Annotated in this window: 23 protein-coding genes; 5 read left to right on the top strand and 18 right to left on the bottom strand. The window is 39.3% G+C overall.

Annotated elements, in window-relative coordinates; genetic code table 11:
* The first annotated feature begins 147 nt into the window (after positions 1 to 147).
* The 4 genes from ACXVWB_RS04555 (at position 148) to hda (ending at position 3,366) form a co-directional block, all read left to right on the top strand.
* A complete protein-coding gene (locus ACXVWB_RS04555) occupies positions 148 to 486 on the top strand; it encodes a hypothetical protein (RefSeq protein ID WP_049356968.1) in 339 nt (112 codons plus the stop codon).
* Positions 487 to 607: 121 nt separating this feature from the next.
* Positions 608 to 1,234, top strand: a complete 627-nt coding sequence (upp, locus tag ACXVWB_RS04550) for a uracil phosphoribosyltransferase (protein ID WP_049356970.1) — start codon at positions 608 to 610, stop codon at positions 1,232 to 1,234.
* 121 nt (positions 1,235 to 1,355) lie between these two features.
* A complete protein-coding gene (locus tag ACXVWB_RS04545; RefSeq protein ID WP_289901395.1) occupies positions 1,356 to 2,600 on the top strand; it encodes a nucleobase:cation symporter-2 family protein in 1,245 nt (414 codons plus the stop codon).
* 70 nt (positions 2,601 to 2,670) lie between these two features.
* Positions 2,671 to 3,366 (top strand): DnaA regulatory inactivator Hda, encoded by a 696-nt coding sequence (gene hda / locus ACXVWB_RS04540; protein ID WP_289901396.1) that lies wholly within the window; start codon positions 2,671 to 2,673, stop codon positions 3,364 to 3,366.
* A gap of 56 nt (positions 3,367 to 3,422) precedes the next feature.
* On the opposite strand, the gene ACXVWB_RS04535 is transcribed toward hda, so the two are convergent.
* The 12 genes from ACXVWB_RS04535 to ccmA form a co-directional block, all read right to left on the bottom strand.
* The gene (locus ACXVWB_RS04535; protein ID WP_289901397.1) at positions 3,423 to 3,725 is read right to left on the bottom strand and encodes a hypothetical protein; all 303 of its coding nucleotides are present in this window, start codon (positions 3,723 to 3,725) and stop codon (positions 3,423 to 3,425) included.
* A 4-nt stretch (positions 3,726 to 3,729) separates the two neighbouring features.
* Complete coding sequence (locus tag ACXVWB_RS04530; RefSeq protein WP_289901398.1) at positions 3,730 to 4,323, bottom strand: hypothetical protein; 594 nt, start codon at positions 4,321 to 4,323, stop codon at positions 3,730 to 3,732.
* Positions 4,324 to 4,342: 19 nt separating this feature from the next.
* Entirely contained in the window at positions 4,343 to 4,741 is a 399-nt protein-coding gene (gloA2, locus tag ACXVWB_RS04525; protein WP_289901399.1) for an SMU1112c/YaeR family gloxylase I-like metalloprotein, read from the bottom strand.
* Positions 4,741 to 5,658, bottom strand: a complete 918-nt coding sequence (ccmI, locus tag ACXVWB_RS04520; protein WP_289901400.1) for a c-type cytochrome biogenesis protein CcmI — start codon at positions 5,656 to 5,658, stop codon at positions 4,741 to 4,743. Before ccmI ends, gloA2 begins: the two co-directional genes overlap by 1 nt.
* Positions 5,658 to 6,122 carry a cytochrome c-type biogenesis protein gene (locus ACXVWB_RS04515; protein ID WP_054419647.1) on the bottom strand — a complete coding sequence of 155 codons (465 nt, stop codon included), beginning with the start codon at positions 6,120 to 6,122 and terminating at the stop codon, positions 5,658 to 5,660. The genes ccmI and ACXVWB_RS04515 overlap by 1 nt, the downstream gene beginning before the upstream one ends.
* Positions 6,122 to 6,667: a DsbE family thiol:disulfide interchange protein gene (locus tag ACXVWB_RS04510; RefSeq protein ID WP_289901401.1), complete on the bottom strand. Its 546-nt coding sequence runs from the start codon at positions 6,665 to 6,667 to the stop codon at positions 6,122 to 6,124. Before ACXVWB_RS04510 ends, ACXVWB_RS04515 begins: the two co-directional genes overlap by 1 nt.
* 54 nt (positions 6,668 to 6,721) lie before the next feature.
* A complete protein-coding gene (locus ACXVWB_RS04505; protein ID WP_458485218.1) occupies positions 6,722 to 8,671 on the bottom strand; it encodes a heme lyase CcmF/NrfE family subunit in 1,950 nt (649 codons plus the stop codon).
* Positions 8,671 to 9,201: a cytochrome c maturation protein CcmE gene (ccmE, locus tag ACXVWB_RS04500; protein WP_049385008.1), complete on the bottom strand. Its 531-nt coding sequence runs from the start codon at positions 9,199 to 9,201 to the stop codon at positions 8,671 to 8,673. The genes ACXVWB_RS04505 and ccmE overlap by 1 nt, the downstream gene beginning before the upstream one ends.
* A complete protein-coding gene (gene ccmD / locus ACXVWB_RS04495) occupies positions 9,198 to 9,401 on the bottom strand; it encodes a heme exporter protein CcmD (protein WP_005699972.1) in 204 nt (67 codons plus the stop codon). The genes ccmE and ccmD overlap by 4 nt, the downstream gene beginning before the upstream one ends.
* A 29-nt stretch (positions 9,402 to 9,430) precedes the next feature.
* Complete coding sequence (locus ACXVWB_RS04490) at positions 9,431 to 10,171, bottom strand: heme ABC transporter permease (RefSeq protein ID WP_005695597.1); 741 nt, start codon at positions 10,169 to 10,171, stop codon at positions 9,431 to 9,433.
* A gap of 67 nt (positions 10,172 to 10,238) precedes the next feature.
* Positions 10,239 to 10,904, bottom strand: a complete 666-nt coding sequence (ccmB, locus tag ACXVWB_RS04485) for a heme exporter protein CcmB (protein ID WP_049364995.1) — start codon at positions 10,902 to 10,904, stop codon at positions 10,239 to 10,241.
* Between the two features lie 6 nt (positions 10,905 to 10,910).
* Positions 10,911 to 11,552, bottom strand: a complete 642-nt coding sequence (gene ccmA / locus ACXVWB_RS04480; protein ID WP_065242994.1) for a cytochrome c biogenesis heme-transporting ATPase CcmA — start codon at positions 11,550 to 11,552, stop codon at positions 10,911 to 10,913.
* A gap of 283 nt (positions 11,553 to 11,835) precedes the next feature.
* On the opposite strand from ccmA, the gene sodA reads away from it, so the two are divergent.
* On the top strand, positions 11,836 to 12,486 hold the full coding sequence (gene sodA / locus ACXVWB_RS04475) for a superoxide dismutase [Mn] (RefSeq protein WP_289901403.1): 651 nt from the start codon (positions 11,836 to 11,838) through the stop codon (positions 12,484 to 12,486).
* Positions 12,487 to 12,537: 51 nt separating this feature from the next.
* Here the strand turns inward: sodA and ACXVWB_RS04470 are convergent, their stop codons facing one another.
* The 6 genes from ACXVWB_RS04470 to pilW form a co-directional block, all read right to left on the bottom strand.
* Positions 12,538 to 12,981, bottom strand: coding sequence for a methyltransferase family protein (locus ACXVWB_RS04470; protein WP_289901404.1), 444 nt, complete (start codon positions 12,979 to 12,981; stop codon positions 12,538 to 12,540).
* A 51-nt stretch (positions 12,982 to 13,032) separates the two neighbouring features.
* Positions 13,033 to 13,647, bottom strand: a complete 615-nt coding sequence (locus ACXVWB_RS04465) for a YfgM family protein (RefSeq protein ID WP_005698380.1) — start codon at positions 13,645 to 13,647, stop codon at positions 13,033 to 13,035.
* Positions 13,648 to 13,665: 18 nt separating this feature from the next.
* The gene (gene hisS / locus ACXVWB_RS04460) at positions 13,666 to 14,937 is read right to left on the bottom strand and encodes a histidine--tRNA ligase (RefSeq protein WP_289901405.1); all 1,272 of its coding nucleotides are present in this window, start codon (positions 14,935 to 14,937) and stop codon (positions 13,666 to 13,668) included.
* Positions 14,938 to 14,946: 9 nt separating this feature from the next.
* Positions 14,947 to 16,053 (bottom strand): flavodoxin-dependent (E)-4-hydroxy-3-methylbut-2-enyl-diphosphate synthase, encoded by a 1,107-nt coding sequence (gene ispG, locus ACXVWB_RS04455; RefSeq protein WP_049363739.1) that lies wholly within the window; start codon positions 16,051 to 16,053, stop codon positions 14,947 to 14,949.
* An 18-nt stretch (positions 16,054 to 16,071) separates the two neighbouring features.
* On the bottom strand, positions 16,072 to 17,100 hold the full coding sequence (locus ACXVWB_RS04450; RefSeq protein WP_289901406.1) for a RodZ domain-containing protein: 1,029 nt from the start codon (positions 17,098 to 17,100) through the stop codon (positions 16,072 to 16,074).
* Positions 17,101 to 17,174: 74 nt separating this feature from the next.
* Positions 17,175 to 17,717 (bottom strand): type IV pilus biogenesis/stability protein PilW, encoded by a 543-nt coding sequence (pilW, locus tag ACXVWB_RS04445; RefSeq protein ID WP_289901407.1) that lies wholly within the window; start codon positions 17,715 to 17,717, stop codon positions 17,175 to 17,177.
* Between the last annotated feature and the right edge of the window lie 69 nt (positions 17,718 to 17,786).

Here is a 17,786-nt window from a genome sequence, read left to right as displayed (position 1 = left end):
TTTGGTTGCTTTTATTTGTTAAATATTCGTTAATTTTCTAACCGTAATTTGATCCACATCAAATCTTTTACCCTCTTTTAAGTATAAAAAAATTCTTAGTTAGATCTATACTACTTGCACCTTCAACTTTTTTTATAAAATATCAACATGAGTGAGAATCCATTTAAAGCACACTGGTCATCAAAAGGTAATACCCTATGCTTAGGGCATTGGAACATTACTTATCTTGGCCTTCCCATTGTCCTACCCATAGAGCGCCATGATAAAGATATGGGGACAAATAATATCTATAATTTCATGGATCCTGATGATGAACTTTATCGTGAGGGATTAACAGAAGATGATTGGATTGTAGAAAATATTGATTGGTTATCTGATGTATTTATTGAACACAATATTCCATTAGAAGAAGAAACCATACGAGCATTTTACCGTGCTGTCAACAAAGAGGATTGGCGATGTGGTAGCTGTGGCGGGTGCATTTAGTTAAAGTGCGGTCATTTTCATTACTCTTTTTTATAAAAAAATATTTATAATAAAACCACTAGTTAACTTTTTATTTAAACTATATAATTTGTCGATTTGTTTTTTAAAAGGGAGAAAAAAGATGAAACTTGTTGAAGTAAAACACCCGCTCGTTAAGCATAAATTAGGCGTGATGCGTGAAGCTGAGATTGACACTAAGAAATTCCGTGAACTTGCAACCGAAATTGGTAGTTTACTAACTTATGAGGCGACCGCAGACCTTGAAACAGAAAAAGTGACCATCAATGGTTGGAATGGCCCTGTTGAAATAGAACGTATTAAAGGTAAAAAAGTCACTGTTGTACCAATTTTACGTGCGGGGCTAGGAATGATGGATGGCGTCTTAGAACATGTTCCAAGCGCACGAATTAGTGTAGTAGGAATTTACCGAAATGAAGAAACGCTTGAGCCAGTCCCTTACTTCCAAAAACTCGCCAGTGATTTAAATGAACGTCTAGCTATCGTTGTAGATCCAATGCTTGCAACAGGTGGCTCTATGATTTCCACTATTGATTTGTTAAAAGCAAAAGGTTGCCAACATATCAAAGTATTAGTATTAGTGGCAGCACCAGAGGGAATTAAAGCGTTAGAGCAAGCCCATCCAGATATTGAACTTTATTGCGCATCTATTGATGATCACTTAAATGAACAAGGCTACATCATTCCTGGCTTGGGTGATGCGGGTGACAAAATTTTTGGAACAAAATAATCTTCTTATCATAGGACGGCATGTATTGCCGTCTTTTTTCCGTGCGTGAAAACATAACGCTAAAAACAGCAGATAAAACCGACCGCACTTTCAGTTAATTCAAACAGTGAGTTGAAACTAAATGAGTCATCAAGCTACAGCACCTGTTGAGGTGCAAAATATTGGCAAACAAGCGTTTGTCGGCTTACAAATGTTATTTGTTGCCTTTGGTGCATTGGTATTAGTACCTTTAATCACAGGCCTAAATGCAAATACCGCATTACTCACCGCTGGTATTGGTACATTACTATTCCAACTTTGTACTGGCAAACAAGTGCCCATCTTTCTAGCGTCTTCTTTTGCCTTCATTGCACCAATTCAATATGGTGTACAAACTTGGGGAATTCCCGCAACAATGGGTGGGCTTGCTTGTGCGGGCTTAGTCTATTTTGCACTATCAACCTTAGTGAAATTGCGCGGTAGTGCTGCACTTGAGCGTATCTTCCCACCTGTTGTTGTAGGCCCAGTAATTATCATTATTGGTATGGGACTTGCCCCCGTTGCTGTTGATATGGCATTGGGCAAAAACAGTACATATAGCTATGAACATTCGGTGTTGGTTTCTATGATTACCTTGGTCACAACTCTCTCTGTTGCGGTATTTGCAAAAGGCATGATGAAACTGATTCCAATTATGTTTGGTATTGTTGCCGGCTATGTGGTTTGTTTATTCCTAGGATTAATTAACTTCCAACCTGTTTTAGATGCAAAATGGTTTGAATTACCTCAGTTAACCAAACCAGAATTTAATTTAGAAGCCATTCTTTATATGCTACCGATTGCTATCGCACCAGCCGTTGAACATGTGGGTGGTATTATGGCAATCAGTTCTGTAACTGGTAAAGATTTCCTTAAAAAACCAGGCTTACACCGCACCTTATTAGGCGATGGTATCGCAACAGCTGCGGCTTCATTAGTAGGCGGTCCACCAAATACTACTTATGCTGAAGTAACGGGTGCTGTAATGCTAACCCGCAACTTCAATCCAAATATTATGACTTGGGCTGCGGTATGGGCGATTGCAATTTCCTTCTGTGGAAAAGTAGGCGCATTCCTTTCTACTATCCCAACCATCGTAATGGGTGGCATTATGATGTTAGTATTCGGTTCGATTGCCGTTGTCGGGATGAGTACCTTAATTAAAGGTAAAGTGGATGTAACTGAACCTCGCAACCTTTGCATCATTTCTGTGGTGATGACTTTCGGGATCGGTAATATGTTTGTCAACGTCGGCGATGCTGTTTCCCTAAAAGGTATCAGCCTTTGCGCTATCGTCGCGATTGTACTGAACTTGATTTTGCCAAAAGCAAAAAATGAAGTAGAATAAAACTTCCCAAACAAAAGGGTTAAATGAAAATTTAGCCCTTTCTTTTTTATTTTAAATCACTCGTTAATCCGTGAATCAGCAACTTTCTTTACCTATTCATCAAATTGATGATGAAACGCTTGAGAATTTTTATAGTGATAATAATGCATTATTGCTCAATTCTTTGCGTCAAAATATGACTGATTTACAGCAACAATTCTTCTACCTTTGGGGAAACCAAAGCGTTGGAAAAACTCATCTTCTACGCGCACTCTGCAATGAATATATTCAGCAACAACGAAGTGCTATTTATGTTCCATTGAGCAAATCACAATATTTCTCCACGGCTGTTTTTGAACATTTAGAACAGCAAGAATTGGTTTGTCTGGATGATTTGCAAGCGGTTATTGGAAATTCAGAATGGGAAATAGCCTTATTTGATCTCTTTAATCATATTAAAGCCAATGACAAAACCTTATTGGTTGTCAGTGCAGAGCAATCTCCAGCTGCTCTCCCCGTTAAATTACCAGATCTGGCTTCTCGCTTAAAATGGGGAGAAAGTTATCAATTGATTCCACTCAGCGATGAACAAAAACTCGCTGTATTGAAACAAAATGCCCATCAGCGCGGCATTATGCTTTCAGATGATACTGCCAATTTTATATTTACTCGTCTAGACCGAGATATGGCGACATTAAAAGAGGCGTTAGTTCAACTCGATAAAGCCTCATTGCAAGCTAAACGAAATCTGACCATTCCTTTTGTGAAATCTATTTTAGGCTTATAAACAGATAAAAAAATAACCGCTCTTTTTCAAGTGCGGTTAATTTTTTAGTCATTTAATTACCAGCAGTGATGGCAATAACCAACACCGACACTCGGCATTATTGCTACAGGAACGCGAGAATAACCTCTATGTTTAGAACGATGATCACTCGCATTCATTTCATTTGGAACGCTATCTCTTTGTGCAACTTTCGCTTTTTCTCGAGCAGTGACAGTATTACCACTTGTTACTCGAGCATTGTAATCTTGTACGGAATTCATATCATACATCGCTGCACCATTACCAATGGTTGAGGCTTGCTGAGGTGCAGTACAAGCTGTTAAAACAGATAATGCTGCAATAGAAATTAATTTTTTCATAACGTTACCTTTTATCACAAACTACTTTATTAAGCGTTTCTCTGCCTTCTTTAATCCGCTCATTCGCTTTTTTTCTGACGTTCGGATCTTCATTTTGCTCAATATATTTTGCTACATTGGCATTTTTGATTGCATAAACAGGGATATACTGTGAATGTTTCGTTTCACCTTTTTTATAAATTGTGGCACCTAAAACACTACCATAATACTCGCTAGCATCATTAGGTTTTATGTAATAATTGCTAGAATTTGTTACATCTACGCCATCATCACTTTTAAACCCACTACAGATCCCCGCAGGTGAAAGAAACGTTGTTTTTGAAGCGGCAACTTCGTTAAATTTGTACACCTCAAACTCAACACTATTCGCAAGCTCTTCTATGTCTTTTTCAGACTTAGGATCTAAACTTCTTTGGCCTTTTCCATCAATATATTTCACTGTTTCAGAAATATTACTTTCAGAAACATTGACTGAAACATGATTTTCAGGTGTCTTCGCTTTTGTTGCATATACAACACTACTACCTTCGGCTAAAGCAACTGATGATGCTAAAACACAAAAAGAGTAAATCCCAATTTTTTTCTTAATATGACTCATAATAATTTGATTTTCTACGTTAATAATTATTTTCGTATAATTCGATGGGTAAATAATCTGGGTCTCGGCAGAAAGTGTACTTCATTCCCGTTAATTCATCAACTCGAATTGGTTCACAATCAATGCTATTTTCCAAAAGATAAGCAACATACTCATCAATATTCTCTACTTTAAATGCTAAATGTCGCAAACCGCAAGCCTCTGGAGTGCTTACTCTTGATGGCGGATTTGGAAAAGAAAACAACTCTATTTGACTCCCATCGGGAAAACTTAAATCTAATTTATAGCTATCCCGTTCTGTCCGATAAGTTTCATTTAGCTGTTTAGCGCCTAAAATCTCCATATAAAAATGCTTCGAACGTGCATAGTTCGAAGCAATGATTGCAATATGGTGAAAACCTAATAATTGGGGCTTCATTATTTCTCCGGTGTGACACTCTTCGCTTTTTCTTCTTCCTGTAAAGCGAGTGCATCACGTGCTGCACGAATACTTTTCTCAAGCATTGGCACACGAGGATCATCTGGCTCCAATAAACGTAACATCATCGCCCAGGTTACTGCCGCCATTTTATAATCTTCCCCTTCAAAATAACTGAAAGCAAGTAAACTTAAGGCTTCAGGATTCGAATGATCTTGACGAATAACATCACGTAAAAGCTGGTTACCTTTGAGTTTATCTGTTTGATCCTCAGAAGACATTAGCATACGCGCATAGGAAAGCTTATACGTTAAATTATCTGGTTCAAGCTTATTCGCTTGTTGATAACTATCAAAGGCTAATTTTCCATTACCTAAATTCATCCCTACCTGACCTAACAACCACCATTTTTTAGCATCCTTTGGTGTTTTTTGTAAATCCAAACGAAGTGCAGTCGAAAATTGCTGCATTTCTGCATCTGTCATTGGGTTTGTGTCTTCTTCTTTGATCCGTTCAAAGAAATAAGGTAATTTTGCCAATGTCTTTTCCATCATATCTTCGGCCTTCCAAGATCCCAAAGGGAAATAAGCTCCGCCAGCAATAATGGCCAAACCTAATAAGCCAGACACAAACCACAACTTACCGTAATTTGAGGCATTTTTATCGATAGCTTGTGTTTCTTGTTGAGGAATATCTTCCAACAATGTTTTTTGTAGCTCTTGCTTGAGTTGTTCAACATTTTCAACTAAACCCTGTTGATTATCTTGCTCAATCTCTTTCAAACGAGAAAAATATAACGCCTTATTTAATTCATCACGTTTTTTATCTTCTTTCGCTTTAACCGAACGCAACAATGGATAAAAACAAATCAATGCCACCACTAAAGTGAGCGCAATAATACTTAATGCAAAATTCATTATTTATCCTTTTCTTTGAGTAAAGCCGACAAGCGTGCATTCTCTTCATCATCTAAAACAACATCAGAATTAACCGCACTTGAGCTTTTCGATTTACGTTTAAATACAAATAAAATGCCAACAAACACTAATAAAATTGGAGCAATCCATAACACCATTGTGGCCATTGTCATTGGCGGATCATAAGTCACGAAATTGCCATAGCGTTGAATCATATAATCCACTACTTCATTTCGATTTTTGCCCTCTTGCAACAATTCAAACACTTTGCCACGCATATCCACGGCAATGGTTGCATTAGAATCGGCAATATTGTTATTTTGACATTGTGGACAACGCAATTCTTGTGTTAATTGATGATAGTCCTTTTCTTGCTCCGGTGAGGCAAAATTCAATGCATCAATAGAGGCTGTCGCTGAGATACTCACAAAAAGTGCGGTTAAAAAAAGCCATGATTTTTTCATTATGGTTTCTCCGCGAGTTTGTCATAAATCGGTTTTAAGGTCTCATTCCAAACGCGTTCATTCACATCACCCGCTAAGCGATAATGAATAACGCCTTTACCATCAACGATAAATGTTTCCGGGGCGCCGTAAACACCCAAATCTAATGCAAAAGAACCTTTTTCATCTTTAAGCACAAGACTATAAGGATTGCCTAAATCTTTTAGCCATTTTACAGCTTTTGGTGATTCATCTTTATAGTTGATACCAATGATTGTTACGCCTTGTTTAGCCAATTGATTCAAATATTGATGCTCTGCATAACAAGTTGGACACCAAGTCGCCCACACATTCAAGAGAATCGGTTTACCTTGTTGGAAAATTTCATTACCGTAGGTTTTATTTTCCAATAAATCCGTTAATGTTTTCTGTGGCACAGGTTTCCCCACAAGAGCAGACTCTAACGCTTTTGGATCATCACCTTGCGCATTGCGTCCTAACTGAACTAAAAAAGCTGCCGCCACGGCAAGAAAAACAATAAGTGGGATAAGTAGTTTTTTATTCATAACACGATCAATTTACATCTATTTCTAGGGGCTTAATTTAGTCCCGCATCACAATTAAGACTGTTTTACCAAACGACTAAAACGATAACGGCGGTCAAACATACAAAGCAAACCACCTAGCGCCATAAACAAGCCACCAATCCAAATCCAACGGATAAACGGTTTATAGTAAAGGCGAAGTGCCCATGAGTTATCTTCTATTTTTTCACCCAAGGCAACATAAAGATCGCGGGTAAAGCCCCAATCAATTGCCGCTTCAGTCATTGGCATTTTACTGACGGTATAAAAACGTTTTTCAGCAAATAATGTTGCTTCTGGTTTACCGTCTTTTGAAATATCAATTTGTGCTTTGCCGCCCATATAATTAGGACCATTTGCATCGCTCACACCGGTAAATGTGAAGTCATAGTCAGCGATCTGCACCGTATCGCCAACAGCCATTCGCACATCGCGTTCTACACTAAAGTTTTGGCTAAATGCAATTCCCCAAACCGTCATCGCTACACCAAGGTGAGCTAAAATCATCCCCCAATGGGAACGAGAAAGTTTAGTAATACCTTTAAAGAAAGATTCGCGGTGTGTTGCACGTTGTTTCATTTCATAGAGACTCAGTAACACAATAATGACGGACATCATGGTACCAAGCACAGCACTGACGGTGAGTTTATTTTGTAGGAAATACGGTAAAGCAAAACCTGCAATCGCCATCACAATGGCACTCACAACAACCGGTGTACGAATTTCAGAGAACTGATCGCGACGCCATTTTACTAACGGTCCAATACCCAGTAATAAGGCAAACGGAGTCATAATAATCAAGAACATTTGATCAAAGAATGGCGCACCGATCGAAATAGATCCCAAACCTAATTGTTTATGAACTAACGGCAATAACGTTCCTAAGAACACCACACAAAGTGCGGTCATTAATAGGATGTTATTTAATAATAATAACGTTTCACGAGAATAGCGCTCTGCATTATCACGCGAACGAATTTGGTTGCCTTTATAAGCATACAAGGTTAACGAGCCACCTATCACTACAACCAAATAAGCAAGAATATACAAACCACGTGTTGGATCTGAAGCAAAGGCATGTACTGACACTAAGATACCGGAACGAACTAAGAATGTACCCAGTAAGCAAAGGGAGAACGCCAAAATCGCTAAAAGCACAGTCCAAGCTTTAAAAGAGCCACGTTTTTCAGCCACCGCTAAAGAGTGGATTAATGCGGTTCCCGCAAGCCAAGGCATTAAAGAAGAGTTTTCTACTGGATCCCAGAACCACCAGCCACCCCAGCCGAGCTCATAATATGCCCACCAAGAACCGAGCACGATCCCGAGTGTTAAAAACACCCAAGCAGCGATCGTCCAAGGACGTGACCATCTAGCCCAAGCTGAGTCTAATTTACCCGTCATTAATGATGCGATCGCAAAGGCAAAAGCAACAGAAAAACCAACATATCCCATATAAAGTAATGGTGGGTGGAAAATTAAGCCCACATCTTGCAACATTGGATTGAGTTCTCTGCCATCTACTGGGAAGTCAGGGAATGTACGGGTAAACGGATTTGAGGTAAATAATACGAAGAGTAAAAAGCCGATGCTAATAATCCCCATAATACCTAATACACGAGCTACTGCTTCCTGTGGCAAGTGTTTGCTAAATAAGGCTACTGCTGCACCCCAAAGTGTTAATAACCAAATCCAAAGTAATAATGACCCCTCATGTGAGCCCCAAACTGCAGATAAACGATAATAAATCGGCAAGCTGCTGTTAGAGTTATTTACCACATATTGCACACTGAAATCATTTACAGCAAAGAGATAAAACAATGCTGCAAACGCAATGGTTAAAGTAAAAAATAAACCATAAGTCATTGGACGAGCCAATGACATAAGTTGAGGATGACCTTTTTCAGCTCCCCATAATGGGAGAATGGCTAAAAAGAATGAAACGGCAAGGCTTAAAGCAAGCGCATAATTTCCTAATTCAGCAATCATTAGCGACCTTCTTGCGATTTTTGCTGGGTTTCTTTATAACGACGATCGGCTTCACTCTCGCCTTTTAGTTCTGCCCCCATTGGTTTATGCATTTTCTTCATTTTCTCACCTAATTCTGGCGGCACATAATTTTCATCATGTTTAGCAAGCACTTCTGTTGCTTCTAATAAGGTTGGTTCTTTTAACACACCTTGCGCAACAATACCCTGCCCCTCACGGAAAAGATCCGGCAGAATACCTTCGTATTCAACTGTAATTGATGGACCAATATCATTCACATCAAAACGAACTTTGAGACTTTTCGGATCTCGACTAACAGAGCCTTCAACCACCATACCACCAACACGAATACGTTGCCCTACTTCAGGTTTTTGATCAGGATTTCCGTCTTTCCCTTCTACAACTTCCGAAGGGGTATAAAATAAATCAATATTTTGGCGAAGCGCATAAAGCACCAAACCTGTCGCAATCGAAATACCTAAAATCACAAAGATGATGATCGAAAGTCTTGATTTACGTCTTGGATTCATAGCGTATTTCCTTTATTTGCTTGGTTTAAACGGGCTTCACGTTGTTGCTCGCGTAACACTTCTTTTAATACTGCTTTACGACCCTTGACGCTTTGTATTGCCAAAATGATCATTGCCACGAGGCTAATGCCATAGGAAAGCCACACATAAAAACCGTAGCCTCCCATATTGATAAAATCACTCCAACTTTGGAAAAACATTTTCCGCTCCCTAAAATAAAAATAAAAAACTATTTCAGCTTACTTGCTAACTCTTTTACCCATGGGCGTTTGCTGTCTTCTTTTAGCAATTCAACGCGGTAACGCACAAGCGTAAACCAAATGGATAAAAATAAAAATCCAAAAATACATAAAATCAGTGGAATTAACATCGGTGTTGCAATCGACGGTTTTTCAAACTTCGTGATACTTGCCCCTTGATGTAAGGTATTCCACCACTCTACGGAGAAGTGAATGATTGGTAAATTCACCACACCAACAATACACAAGATACCCGCTGATTTTGCGCCCACGGCACGATCAGAAAATGCAGAATAAAGCGCTAACACACCGATATATAAGAAGAAAAGAATGAGTTCCGCAGTTAAACGCGCATCCCATACCCACCAAGTTCCCCACATTGGTTTGCCCCAAATTGCACCTGTTACCAAGGCAATAAAGGTAAACATTGCACCGATCGGTGCCATGGCTATCATTGAAAGATGAGCGGCTTTAATTTGCCAAACTAACGCAATAATGGCAGCCACCGCCATAGAACCATACACACCCATTGACCAAATCGCTGCCGGCACATGGACATACATAATTCGGAAACTATTGCCTTGCTGATAATCTGCCGGCGCATAAGCTAAACCCCAAACGATTCCAACAGCCAATAATAAAACCGCAATCACACCAAAAAATGGACTTAATTTGCCACATAAATGATATTGGGTTTCATGTTTTGCGTAAGGATGTAACCACTTCCACATAAAAGATCCTTAATTCAAAAAATAAAAAACAGTTAAAAATCTGACCGCACTTTCACCGTCATGATGATTAATTATCTAAACTAATTCGTAGTGCAGCGGCAATCGCAAAAGGCGATAAGGTTATCGCGCCAGCTAAAATTGCACCTAAAATAGCAAGCTGTCCACCATAAGGGAGATTTAACGCGGCGGCATCTAAAATTGCTGAAGCAAAAATTAAAACCGGAATGAATAATGGTACCACAAGTAAACTCAGTAATACGCCACCTTTACGCAATCCTACCGTCAATGCCACGCCAATTGCGCCAATGCAGCTTAAAATCGGCGTGCCCACTAAGAGTGTAAGCACCAATGCCCACCAAATATTCACTTCTAATGAGAGCAATAAAGCGGCAATAGGAGAAAGTAGAATCAACGGCAAACCCGTTAACAACCAGTGTGCAACGACTTTTGCAAGTGCCGTTAGCGCTAAAGGTTGAGCCGTAAGCATCAATTGTTCTAAAGAGCCATCAATAAAGTCATCTCGGAATAAGCGTTCAAAAGACAGCAACGCAGAAAGCAATGCCGCCACCCAAGCAACGCCAGGTGCGATGCGAGAAAGTAACTTAGGATCCGGCCCAATAACTAATGGAAATAGCGTGATGACGATCAAAAAGAACCAAAGCGGATTTAAAATTTCCGCTTGCTTACGGGTCGCAATCTTCAGCTCTCGCTTTATAATCTGTAAAAATATCATAAAAATCTAAGGGTTATATTTATAATCAGCAAGATTGATTTTCTTCAATAGGCTACTTGGTACTTCTTGATGACTCGTTAAAATCACCATTCCACCCTTTTTAGCATGATTTTCAAAAAGTGCGGTCAAAACTTCAACCCCTTTTTTATCTATTGCTGTAAAAGGTTCATCCAAAATCCAAAGTGGTGCTTCCGATATCCATAGTCTCGCCAAGGCAATGCGCTTTTGCTGACCCGCTGAAAGTTGGGCTGCCGGCAAATCTTCGCGACCGAGTAAGCCCACTGTTTCCAACACATCCCATAAAATATCGGTGCCTTGCTGGCTTTGACTAATCTGCTGATAAAATTTTAAATTTTCCCATGCCGTTAATTCAGGTTTCACACCAGAATGATGACCGAGATAAAGTAGCTGATGATGGTATTCTTCGCGTTGCTTTGTAATCTCGTCTGAATTCCACCGCACTTTACCTTCTACAGGTTGTGCAAGGCCGGCTAAAATCCGCAATAAACTTGTTTTACCGATACCATTGTGCCCTTCAATTTGCACGAAATCACCACTTTGAAATTGCAGTGAAAGATCTGTGAACAAGACGCGATCGCCACGTTGGCACGCCAATTGTTCTAATTGAAGTTGATGAGCAGGAAACATAGTCTCAGCCTTAAAAATAAAATCTTGTGAAAAATCAGCGGGTATTCTACCACAAGGGGAAATTTTGACGAGATTTTAAGGACTAAAAGGCATAACTATTTAGGCGTAGATCGGTGTATTTATTGATTTAAAACAAACTAAATTTTCCTAGCTTTTTCATCAGATAATCAAATAATTAAAAGATTTACTGATCTAAATCAAATTTTCTGCTACTATTTAGTTACTTTTTGATGTTGTTCTATCAAAAACATTACCTTAACTTCATTTAAAAAAGGAACATATTATGTCTTATACTCTACCTGAATTAGGCTACGCTTATGATGCGTTAGAACCACATTTTGATGCACAAACAATGGAAATTCACCACTCTAAACACCACCAAGCATATGTAAATAATGCAAATGCAGTGTTAGAAACTTTACCAGCAGAATTTTCTGAAATGTGTGCAGGCCAATTAATCAGCCAATTAGATAAAATCCCAGCTGAAAAACGTACTGCATTACGTAACAATGCAGGCGGTCACGCAAACCACAGCTTATTCTGGAAATCATTGAAAAAAGGCACTACTTTACAACAAGGTGATTTAAAAGCAGCTATCGAACGTGATTTTGGTTCTGTAGAAAACTTCAAAGCTGAATTTGAAAAAGCTGCAGCGACTCGTTTCGGTTCTGGTTGGGCATGGTTAGTAATTAACCAAGGTAAATTATCTGTTGTTTCTACCGCAAACCAAGATTCTCCATTAATGGGCAAAGAAATCGCAGGTTGTGAAGGTTTCCCACTTTTAGGTTTAGACGTTTGGGAACACGCTTACTACTTGAAATTCCAAAACCGTCGTCCAGACTACATCAAAGAATTCTGGAACGTAGTGAACTGGGATTTCGTGGCAGAGCGTTTAGCTAAAAAATTAGCAAACTGCGGATGTTCAGCTAAATAATCGCTTCTCAAAATGTAAAAAATCGCCTTTTTTAGGCGATTTTTTTATCGATTAAATCCAACGTCTGACTTTTTTCTTGTACTCTAAATAAGACTCTCCAAACTTCTTTTCTAACCAGTATTCTTCAGGCTTAATTTGCCATTGTGTGATGAGATAAATAAACAGAAAAATACCGAGAAAACTGACCGCACTTTGCAAATAAACTGCCCATGCCACTAACAAACCCGCTAAGCTTAAATACATTGGGTTACGGCTAAAACGATAAATACCATTTGCCACAAACACATCACTTTTTTCTAAGTGAATTGGATTAATATTTGCTTTACTTTTATAGAATTGCCAAAGGCTGAAAAAAGCGATGACAGAAGAAATCGATACAATCAAATAAACTGCTAACACATTGATTTCGAATGGATAAGGATTAGGCAAATATGCCATCATAAGTGCACAGCCAATAAAAATGACGGGTGGCGGTACAATCGGTTTCTGAATCATCAGATCAAAAATCCAATAAAAAAGCCCGAACAATTCGGGCTAATTAAAATATTACAGATTATTTAATTTCATCTGCGCCATTTGTTTTTCTAACGGGTTACCGTTTTTCTGTGCATTCTCAAAGCTTGCTTTAGCACCATTCACATCGCCTTTTGCGACTTGAATATCGCCCGCTAAAAGATCTTTACGCGCACTAAAGCCTTGGCTTTTCACTTGATTTAGACTTGCTAATGCGGCATCAAATTGACCTTGTTGGAATTGCACAGCAGACAAACGAAGCGCCGCAAGAGAAGTTAAGATATCATCTTGTGATTGAGCAATCGCTTGTTTCAAGCTATTTTCAGCAGAGGCGTAATCTTGTTTTGCAACGAAACCTTTTGCTTCATCTAATAAGCTAAATACCGCATAGCTAGTTTTATCATGCGCTTTCACAAATTCAGCCACTTTAGCTTGTTGTGCTGCGGCATCTTTGTTTGTGGTATAAACTAAGGCATCATATTCAGCAGACGCTTGCATGATTTGATTAGCTTGATAAGACTGCCAATAACGCCAGCCCAACATCCCGCCTACGCCAAGGATGAAAGCAGCAATAATGGCTTTGCCATTGTCTTTCCACCACTCTTTTAACTGATTCAGTTCTTGTTCTTCTTCAATGGTATATGCCATTTTCCTATCCTTCTAAAATTAAAATTGAGCTTTCACGTGTTCAATTAAATTGGCCACATCAATGGTTTGTTGCTCAGCTACGCCAAGTAAGTGTTTTACCACCACTTGATTATTTTGCACTTCGCTTTCACCGAGCACAAGGGCAAGGGTTGCACCTGATTTATCAGCGCGTTTAAATTGTTTTTTGAAATTACCGCCGCTGCAATGCAACATGGTGCTTAAGTGCGGTAATTCTGAGCGAAGTTTTTCAGCGAGTTGGAATGCGGCTAATGTTGTGCCTTCACCTTGATAAACAACGTAAATATCTACCGCACTTTTTACCGGAATCGATTTATTCACTTCTTGAACGAGCAACACTAAACGCTCTAAGCCCATTGCGAAACCAACACCACTGGTTGCGTGACCACCAAGTTGCTCAACTAAGCCGTCATAACGTCCGCCACCACATACAGTACCTTGCGCACCTAATGCGGATGTCACCCATTCAAATACAGTTTTATTATAATAATCTAAACCACGCACCAATTTTGGATTAATTTCATATTGAATGCCCACCGCATCTAATAGACCGCATAACTGCGCAAAATGCTCGCGACTTTCATCATCTAAATAATCCAATAATTTTGGTGCGCCGTCCAATACATCTTGTAATGCTTGATTTTTAGTATCCAAAATACGTAATGGATTTTTTACAAGACGTTCTTTCTCTTCGTCGCTCATTAAATCTTGGTGATTTTCTAAGAAAGCCACTAATGCAGAACGATAGTTTGCACGTGCTTCTAATGAACCAATCGAATTTAATTGAAGAGAAACATGTTGATCAATACCTAATGCTTTCCACAAACGAGCCGTTAAAATAATTAACTCGGCATCAATTTCAGGGGTTGCGATACCAAATACTTCTACACCCGCTTGATGGAATTGACGATAACGACCTTTTTGCGGACGCTCATGGCGGAACATTGGTCCCATGTACCATAAACGTTGTTCATTGTTGTAAATCCAACCGTGTTCAATCGCAGCTCGCACGCACCCTGCAGTACCTTCAGGACGAAGTGTTAATTGCTCATCATTATCCCAAAATGTGTACATTTCTTTTGAGACGACATCTGTGACTTCACCGATTGCACGAGCAAATAATGGCGTACTTTCCACGATTGGCATACGCACTTCTGAATAGCCGTAGCTGCTTAAAATTTGGCGAACCTGCCCTTCAATCCATTGCCAAAGTGGAGATTCAGTTGTGGAACAGTCATTCATCCCACGAATTGCTTGAATATTTTTTGCCACGAGTTTTCCTTAAATAATTCGATTTTTTGGATCTTGTTGTGCAACTTTGGCACGAATTTTTGCTTCTAATTGGTCAATAATCGCGTCGTTATCAAAACGTTCTTTTTGACGCTCGCCATCTAAATAATAGCCACTTTTCTTATTACCACCGGTAACACCGAGGTCAGACACTAATGCTTCACCTGGGCCATTTACCACACAACCAATAATAGACACATCCATTGGGGTGATAATATCTTCTAAACGTTGTTCCAGTGCATTCACCGTGCCAATCACATCAAACTCTTGACGTGAGCAAGTTGGACAAGCAATAAAGTTAATCCCGCGAGAACGAATACGTAACGATTTCAAAATATCAAAACCAACTTTGATTTCTTCTACAGGATCGGCGGCTAAAGAGACACGCAAGGTATCACCAATACCTTCCGCTAACAACATACCTAAACCAATTGCAGATTTCACTGCTCCTGCACGTGCACCGCCCGCTTCCGTAATCCCTAAATGTAATGGTTGTTTAATGGCTTTTGCCAGTAAACGGTAAGATTCCACCGCAAGGAAGACATCGGATGCTTTTACGCTTACTTTAAATTGATCGAAGTTTAAACGATCTAAAATCTCAACATGGCGTAATGCTGATTCTAATAAGGCTTCTGGTGTTGGCTCACCAAATTTCTCTTGGATATCTTTTTCTAATGAGCCAGCATTAACACCAATACGGATAGGGATATTTTTATCGCGTGCGCAATCCACCACTGCACGAATACGATCTTCACGACCAATATTGCCTGGATTAATACGTAAGCAATCCACCCCATATTCAGCCACTTTTAACGCAATACGATAGTCAAAATGAATATCCGCTACTAATGGCACATTCACTTGCTGTTTAATGATTTTAAACGCTTCGGCGGCATCCATGGTAGGTACAGAAACACGCACGATATCTGCGCCGACGCGTTCCAACGATTTAATCTGTGCAACGGTCGCCTCAACATCAGTTGTGCGAGTATTTGTCATGGATTGTACAGCAATCGGTGCATCACCACCGATTGGTACATTGCCCACATAAATTTTTGTCGATTCACGACGTTTGATAGTAGGTTTTACTGCAGACATTCTTTTGTAAATTATTCGTTAAGGTTTTGGTAATTTAAATTTAGCCACACGGCCATCAACGGTAAGCGGATACGCCTCGCCTTTATAAGTAATACGAACGTTACCCGGCGCACCAATAATCAATGCATAGTCATTACCATTAAAGGTTAAGACTTCGCCTTGTTTATATTCTTTTTGCGCTAAAACTTTACGATTTTGGTCTTTCACACTAATCCAGCTTGAATTTTTGGTAATCTCAATAACAAGATCGCCTTTTGCTGTGGTTGGCGCTTCAGAAATGGCTGGATTTTCAACCGCACTTTGAGCATCTGGTACGGTTGGCTCTGTTGTAGGTTCTGTGTTAGGTAAGGTTTGTTCCACAACAGGGGCTTGAACTTGTTCAACGGTAGGGGCCGAAGTTGCGCCAGTTGAAACTTCTGCGTTTACTGGTTGAACTTGATTCTCTTGAGTATTTGAAACAACAGGTTCAGCAGCATTATTTTTTGCTTCCGTTACAGGTGCTGTTTCATTATTTGACGTTAAAGGCTGGTTATTCACCGCGACTGGGATGTCATTCGAATGAGTAACCGGTACCTCTGCTGTTTTTTCTTTTTCAACGTAGGTTTGCACTAAATTATCACGTTCTTCATTTGATTTTTGATAATTTTGCCACCACCATAAGCCAGTCATTCCAACAGCAGCGAGTAAAATAATAGTTGTGAGTGTGCCTACCCAACGGCTGTGAGATGAATATTGGTTAACTGAACGAGTGGCACGTGCATTTTTACTTAAATCATTTTTGTGTGCTTCACCAAAGGTCAAATGCGCCCATTCGCTTTCAGGAATACGTAAAAATTTCGTATAACTACGCACATACCCTTTCATAAAGGTTGAAGGTACATTTTTTTGGACAAATTCATTATTTTCTAATTTTGCCAAAATACTTGGACGTAAAGAAATGGCCTTTGCCACATCTTCTAGAGAAAGGTTTAGTGCTTCGCGTGTTTGGCGAAGTTTATCCCCAAAGGAGATATCTGTTTTTTCGGTTTGTTCAAGGATTGTATTCATAGGTATAAAATAAAGAAATAGCAACAAAAAACTAAATACTAAATTCTAAAGTCGAAAGGGTTTTTTGGCAATGATTATTTGAGTGAACGGAGCTTTTCCGCTCTAGAAGGATCAACTTGGCGCAATTTCTCCAACGCTTGTTGATAAACATCGGTTTGTTTTCCGGCAAAAGCACAAAGTGCTATGTTTTCGTAAGTATCGGCTTGATGATAATAATTCGGTGCTGCAAGCGCCGCATTAAATTGTGAATAAGCTTGTTCAAACTCACCCTGCCCACATAAAAATGCACCAAAGTTGTTATACACATCGCCTTGCTTATCATCTAACTTAATCGCCTGTAAATAAGCTTGCTTCGCTTTTTCCGTATCGCCTTGTAATTGATAAAAATGCGCAAGTGCCGAATGTACAAGATAATAGCGGTCATCATGTTCAAAGGCTTTATCTAAATTCAGTTTTGCTTGAACAAAATCCTCTTGTTGCAGATAGCCTAATGCCAACTCAACGCGCGCTTTTGCGGCTTGTTGTTTATTAAAATCAACAGAAGACTGAGAAACGCAAGCAGAAAAAACAAAAGGAAAAATGACCGCACTTAGAATGTTAATTGGGATTAATTTCATCTTATCACTCCTCTATCTTATCACTCTTCCTCGGGCCATTTTCCCTTTACAAGTATTGCTATATTTAGC

The organism is Haemophilus sp. SZY H53 (genome assembly GCF_054332375.1).
Note: the sequence above shows the minus strand (reverse complement) of the source record. Positions and strands in the feature narration are given on the sequence as shown.

What these genes read in the sequence shown, in the direction of transcription:
- ACXVWB_RS04555 (WP_049356968.1), top strand. Translation starts at nt 148, where the DNA reads ATGAGTGAGAATCCATTTAAAGCACACTGGTCATCAAAAGGTAATACC.
- upp (WP_049356970.1), top strand. Translation starts at nt 608, where the DNA reads ATGAAACTTGTTGAAGTAAAACACCCGCTCGTTAAGCATAAATTAGGC.
- ACXVWB_RS04545 (WP_289901395.1), top strand. Translation starts at nt 1,356, where the DNA reads ATGAGTCATCAAGCTACAGCACCTGTTGAGGTGCAAAATATTGGCAAA.
- ACXVWB_RS04535 (WP_289901397.1), bottom strand. Translation starts at nt 3,725, where the DNA reads ATGAAAAAATTAATTTCTATTGCAGCATTATCTGTTTTAACAGCTTGT.
- ACXVWB_RS04530 (WP_289901398.1), bottom strand. Translation starts at nt 4,323, where the DNA reads ATGAGTCATATTAAGAAAAAAATTGGGATTTACTCTTTTTGTGTTTTA.
- gloA2 (WP_289901399.1), bottom strand. Translation starts at nt 4,741, where the DNA reads ATGAAGCCCCAATTATTAGGTTTTCACCATATTGCAATCATTGCTTCG.
- ccmI (WP_289901400.1), bottom strand. Translation starts at nt 5,658, where the DNA reads ATGAATTTTGCATTAAGTATTATTGCGCTCACTTTAGTGGTGGCATTG.
- ACXVWB_RS04515 (WP_054419647.1), bottom strand. Translation starts at nt 6,122, where the DNA reads ATGAAAAAATCATGGCTTTTTTTAACCGCACTTTTTGTGAGTATCTCA.
- ACXVWB_RS04510 (WP_289901401.1), bottom strand. Translation starts at nt 6,667, where the DNA reads ATGAATAAAAAACTACTTATCCCACTTATTGTTTTTCTTGCCGTGGCG.
- ACXVWB_RS04505 (WP_458485218.1), bottom strand. Translation starts at nt 8,671, where the DNA reads ATGATTGCTGAATTAGGAAATTATGCGCTTGCTTTAAGCCTTGCCGTT.
- ccmE (WP_049385008.1), bottom strand. Translation starts at nt 9,201, where the DNA reads ATGAATCCAAGACGTAAATCAAGACTTTCGATCATCATCTTTGTGATT.
- ccmD (WP_005699972.1), bottom strand. Translation starts at nt 9,401, where the DNA reads ATGTTTTTCCAAAGTTGGAGTGATTTTATCAATATGGGAGGCTACGGT.
- ACXVWB_RS04490 (WP_005695597.1), bottom strand. Translation starts at nt 10,171, where the DNA reads ATGTGGAAGTGGTTACATCCTTACGCAAAACATGAAACCCAATATCAT.
- ccmB (WP_049364995.1), bottom strand. Translation starts at nt 10,904, where the DNA reads ATGATATTTTTACAGATTATAAAGCGAGAGCTGAAGATTGCGACCCGT.
- ccmA (WP_065242994.1), bottom strand. Translation starts at nt 11,552, where the DNA reads ATGTTTCCTGCTCATCAACTTCAATTAGAACAATTGGCGTGCCAACGT.
- sodA (WP_289901403.1), top strand. Translation starts at nt 11,836, where the DNA reads ATGTCTTATACTCTACCTGAATTAGGCTACGCTTATGATGCGTTAGAA.
- ACXVWB_RS04470 (WP_289901404.1), bottom strand. Translation starts at nt 12,981, where the DNA reads ATGATTCAGAAACCGATTGTACCGCCACCCGTCATTTTTATTGGCTGT.
- ACXVWB_RS04465 (WP_005698380.1), bottom strand. Translation starts at nt 13,647, where the DNA reads ATGGCATATACCATTGAAGAAGAACAAGAACTGAATCAGTTAAAAGAG.
- ispG (WP_049363739.1), bottom strand. Translation starts at nt 16,053, where the DNA reads ATGTCTGCAGTAAAACCTACTATCAAACGTCGTGAATCGACAAAAATT.
- ACXVWB_RS04450 (WP_289901406.1), bottom strand. Translation starts at nt 17,100, where the DNA reads ATGAATACAATCCTTGAACAAACCGAAAAAACAGATATCTCCTTTGGG.
- pilW (WP_289901407.1), bottom strand. Translation starts at nt 17,717, where the DNA reads ATGAAATTAATCCCAATTAACATTCTAAGTGCGGTCATTTTTCCTTTT.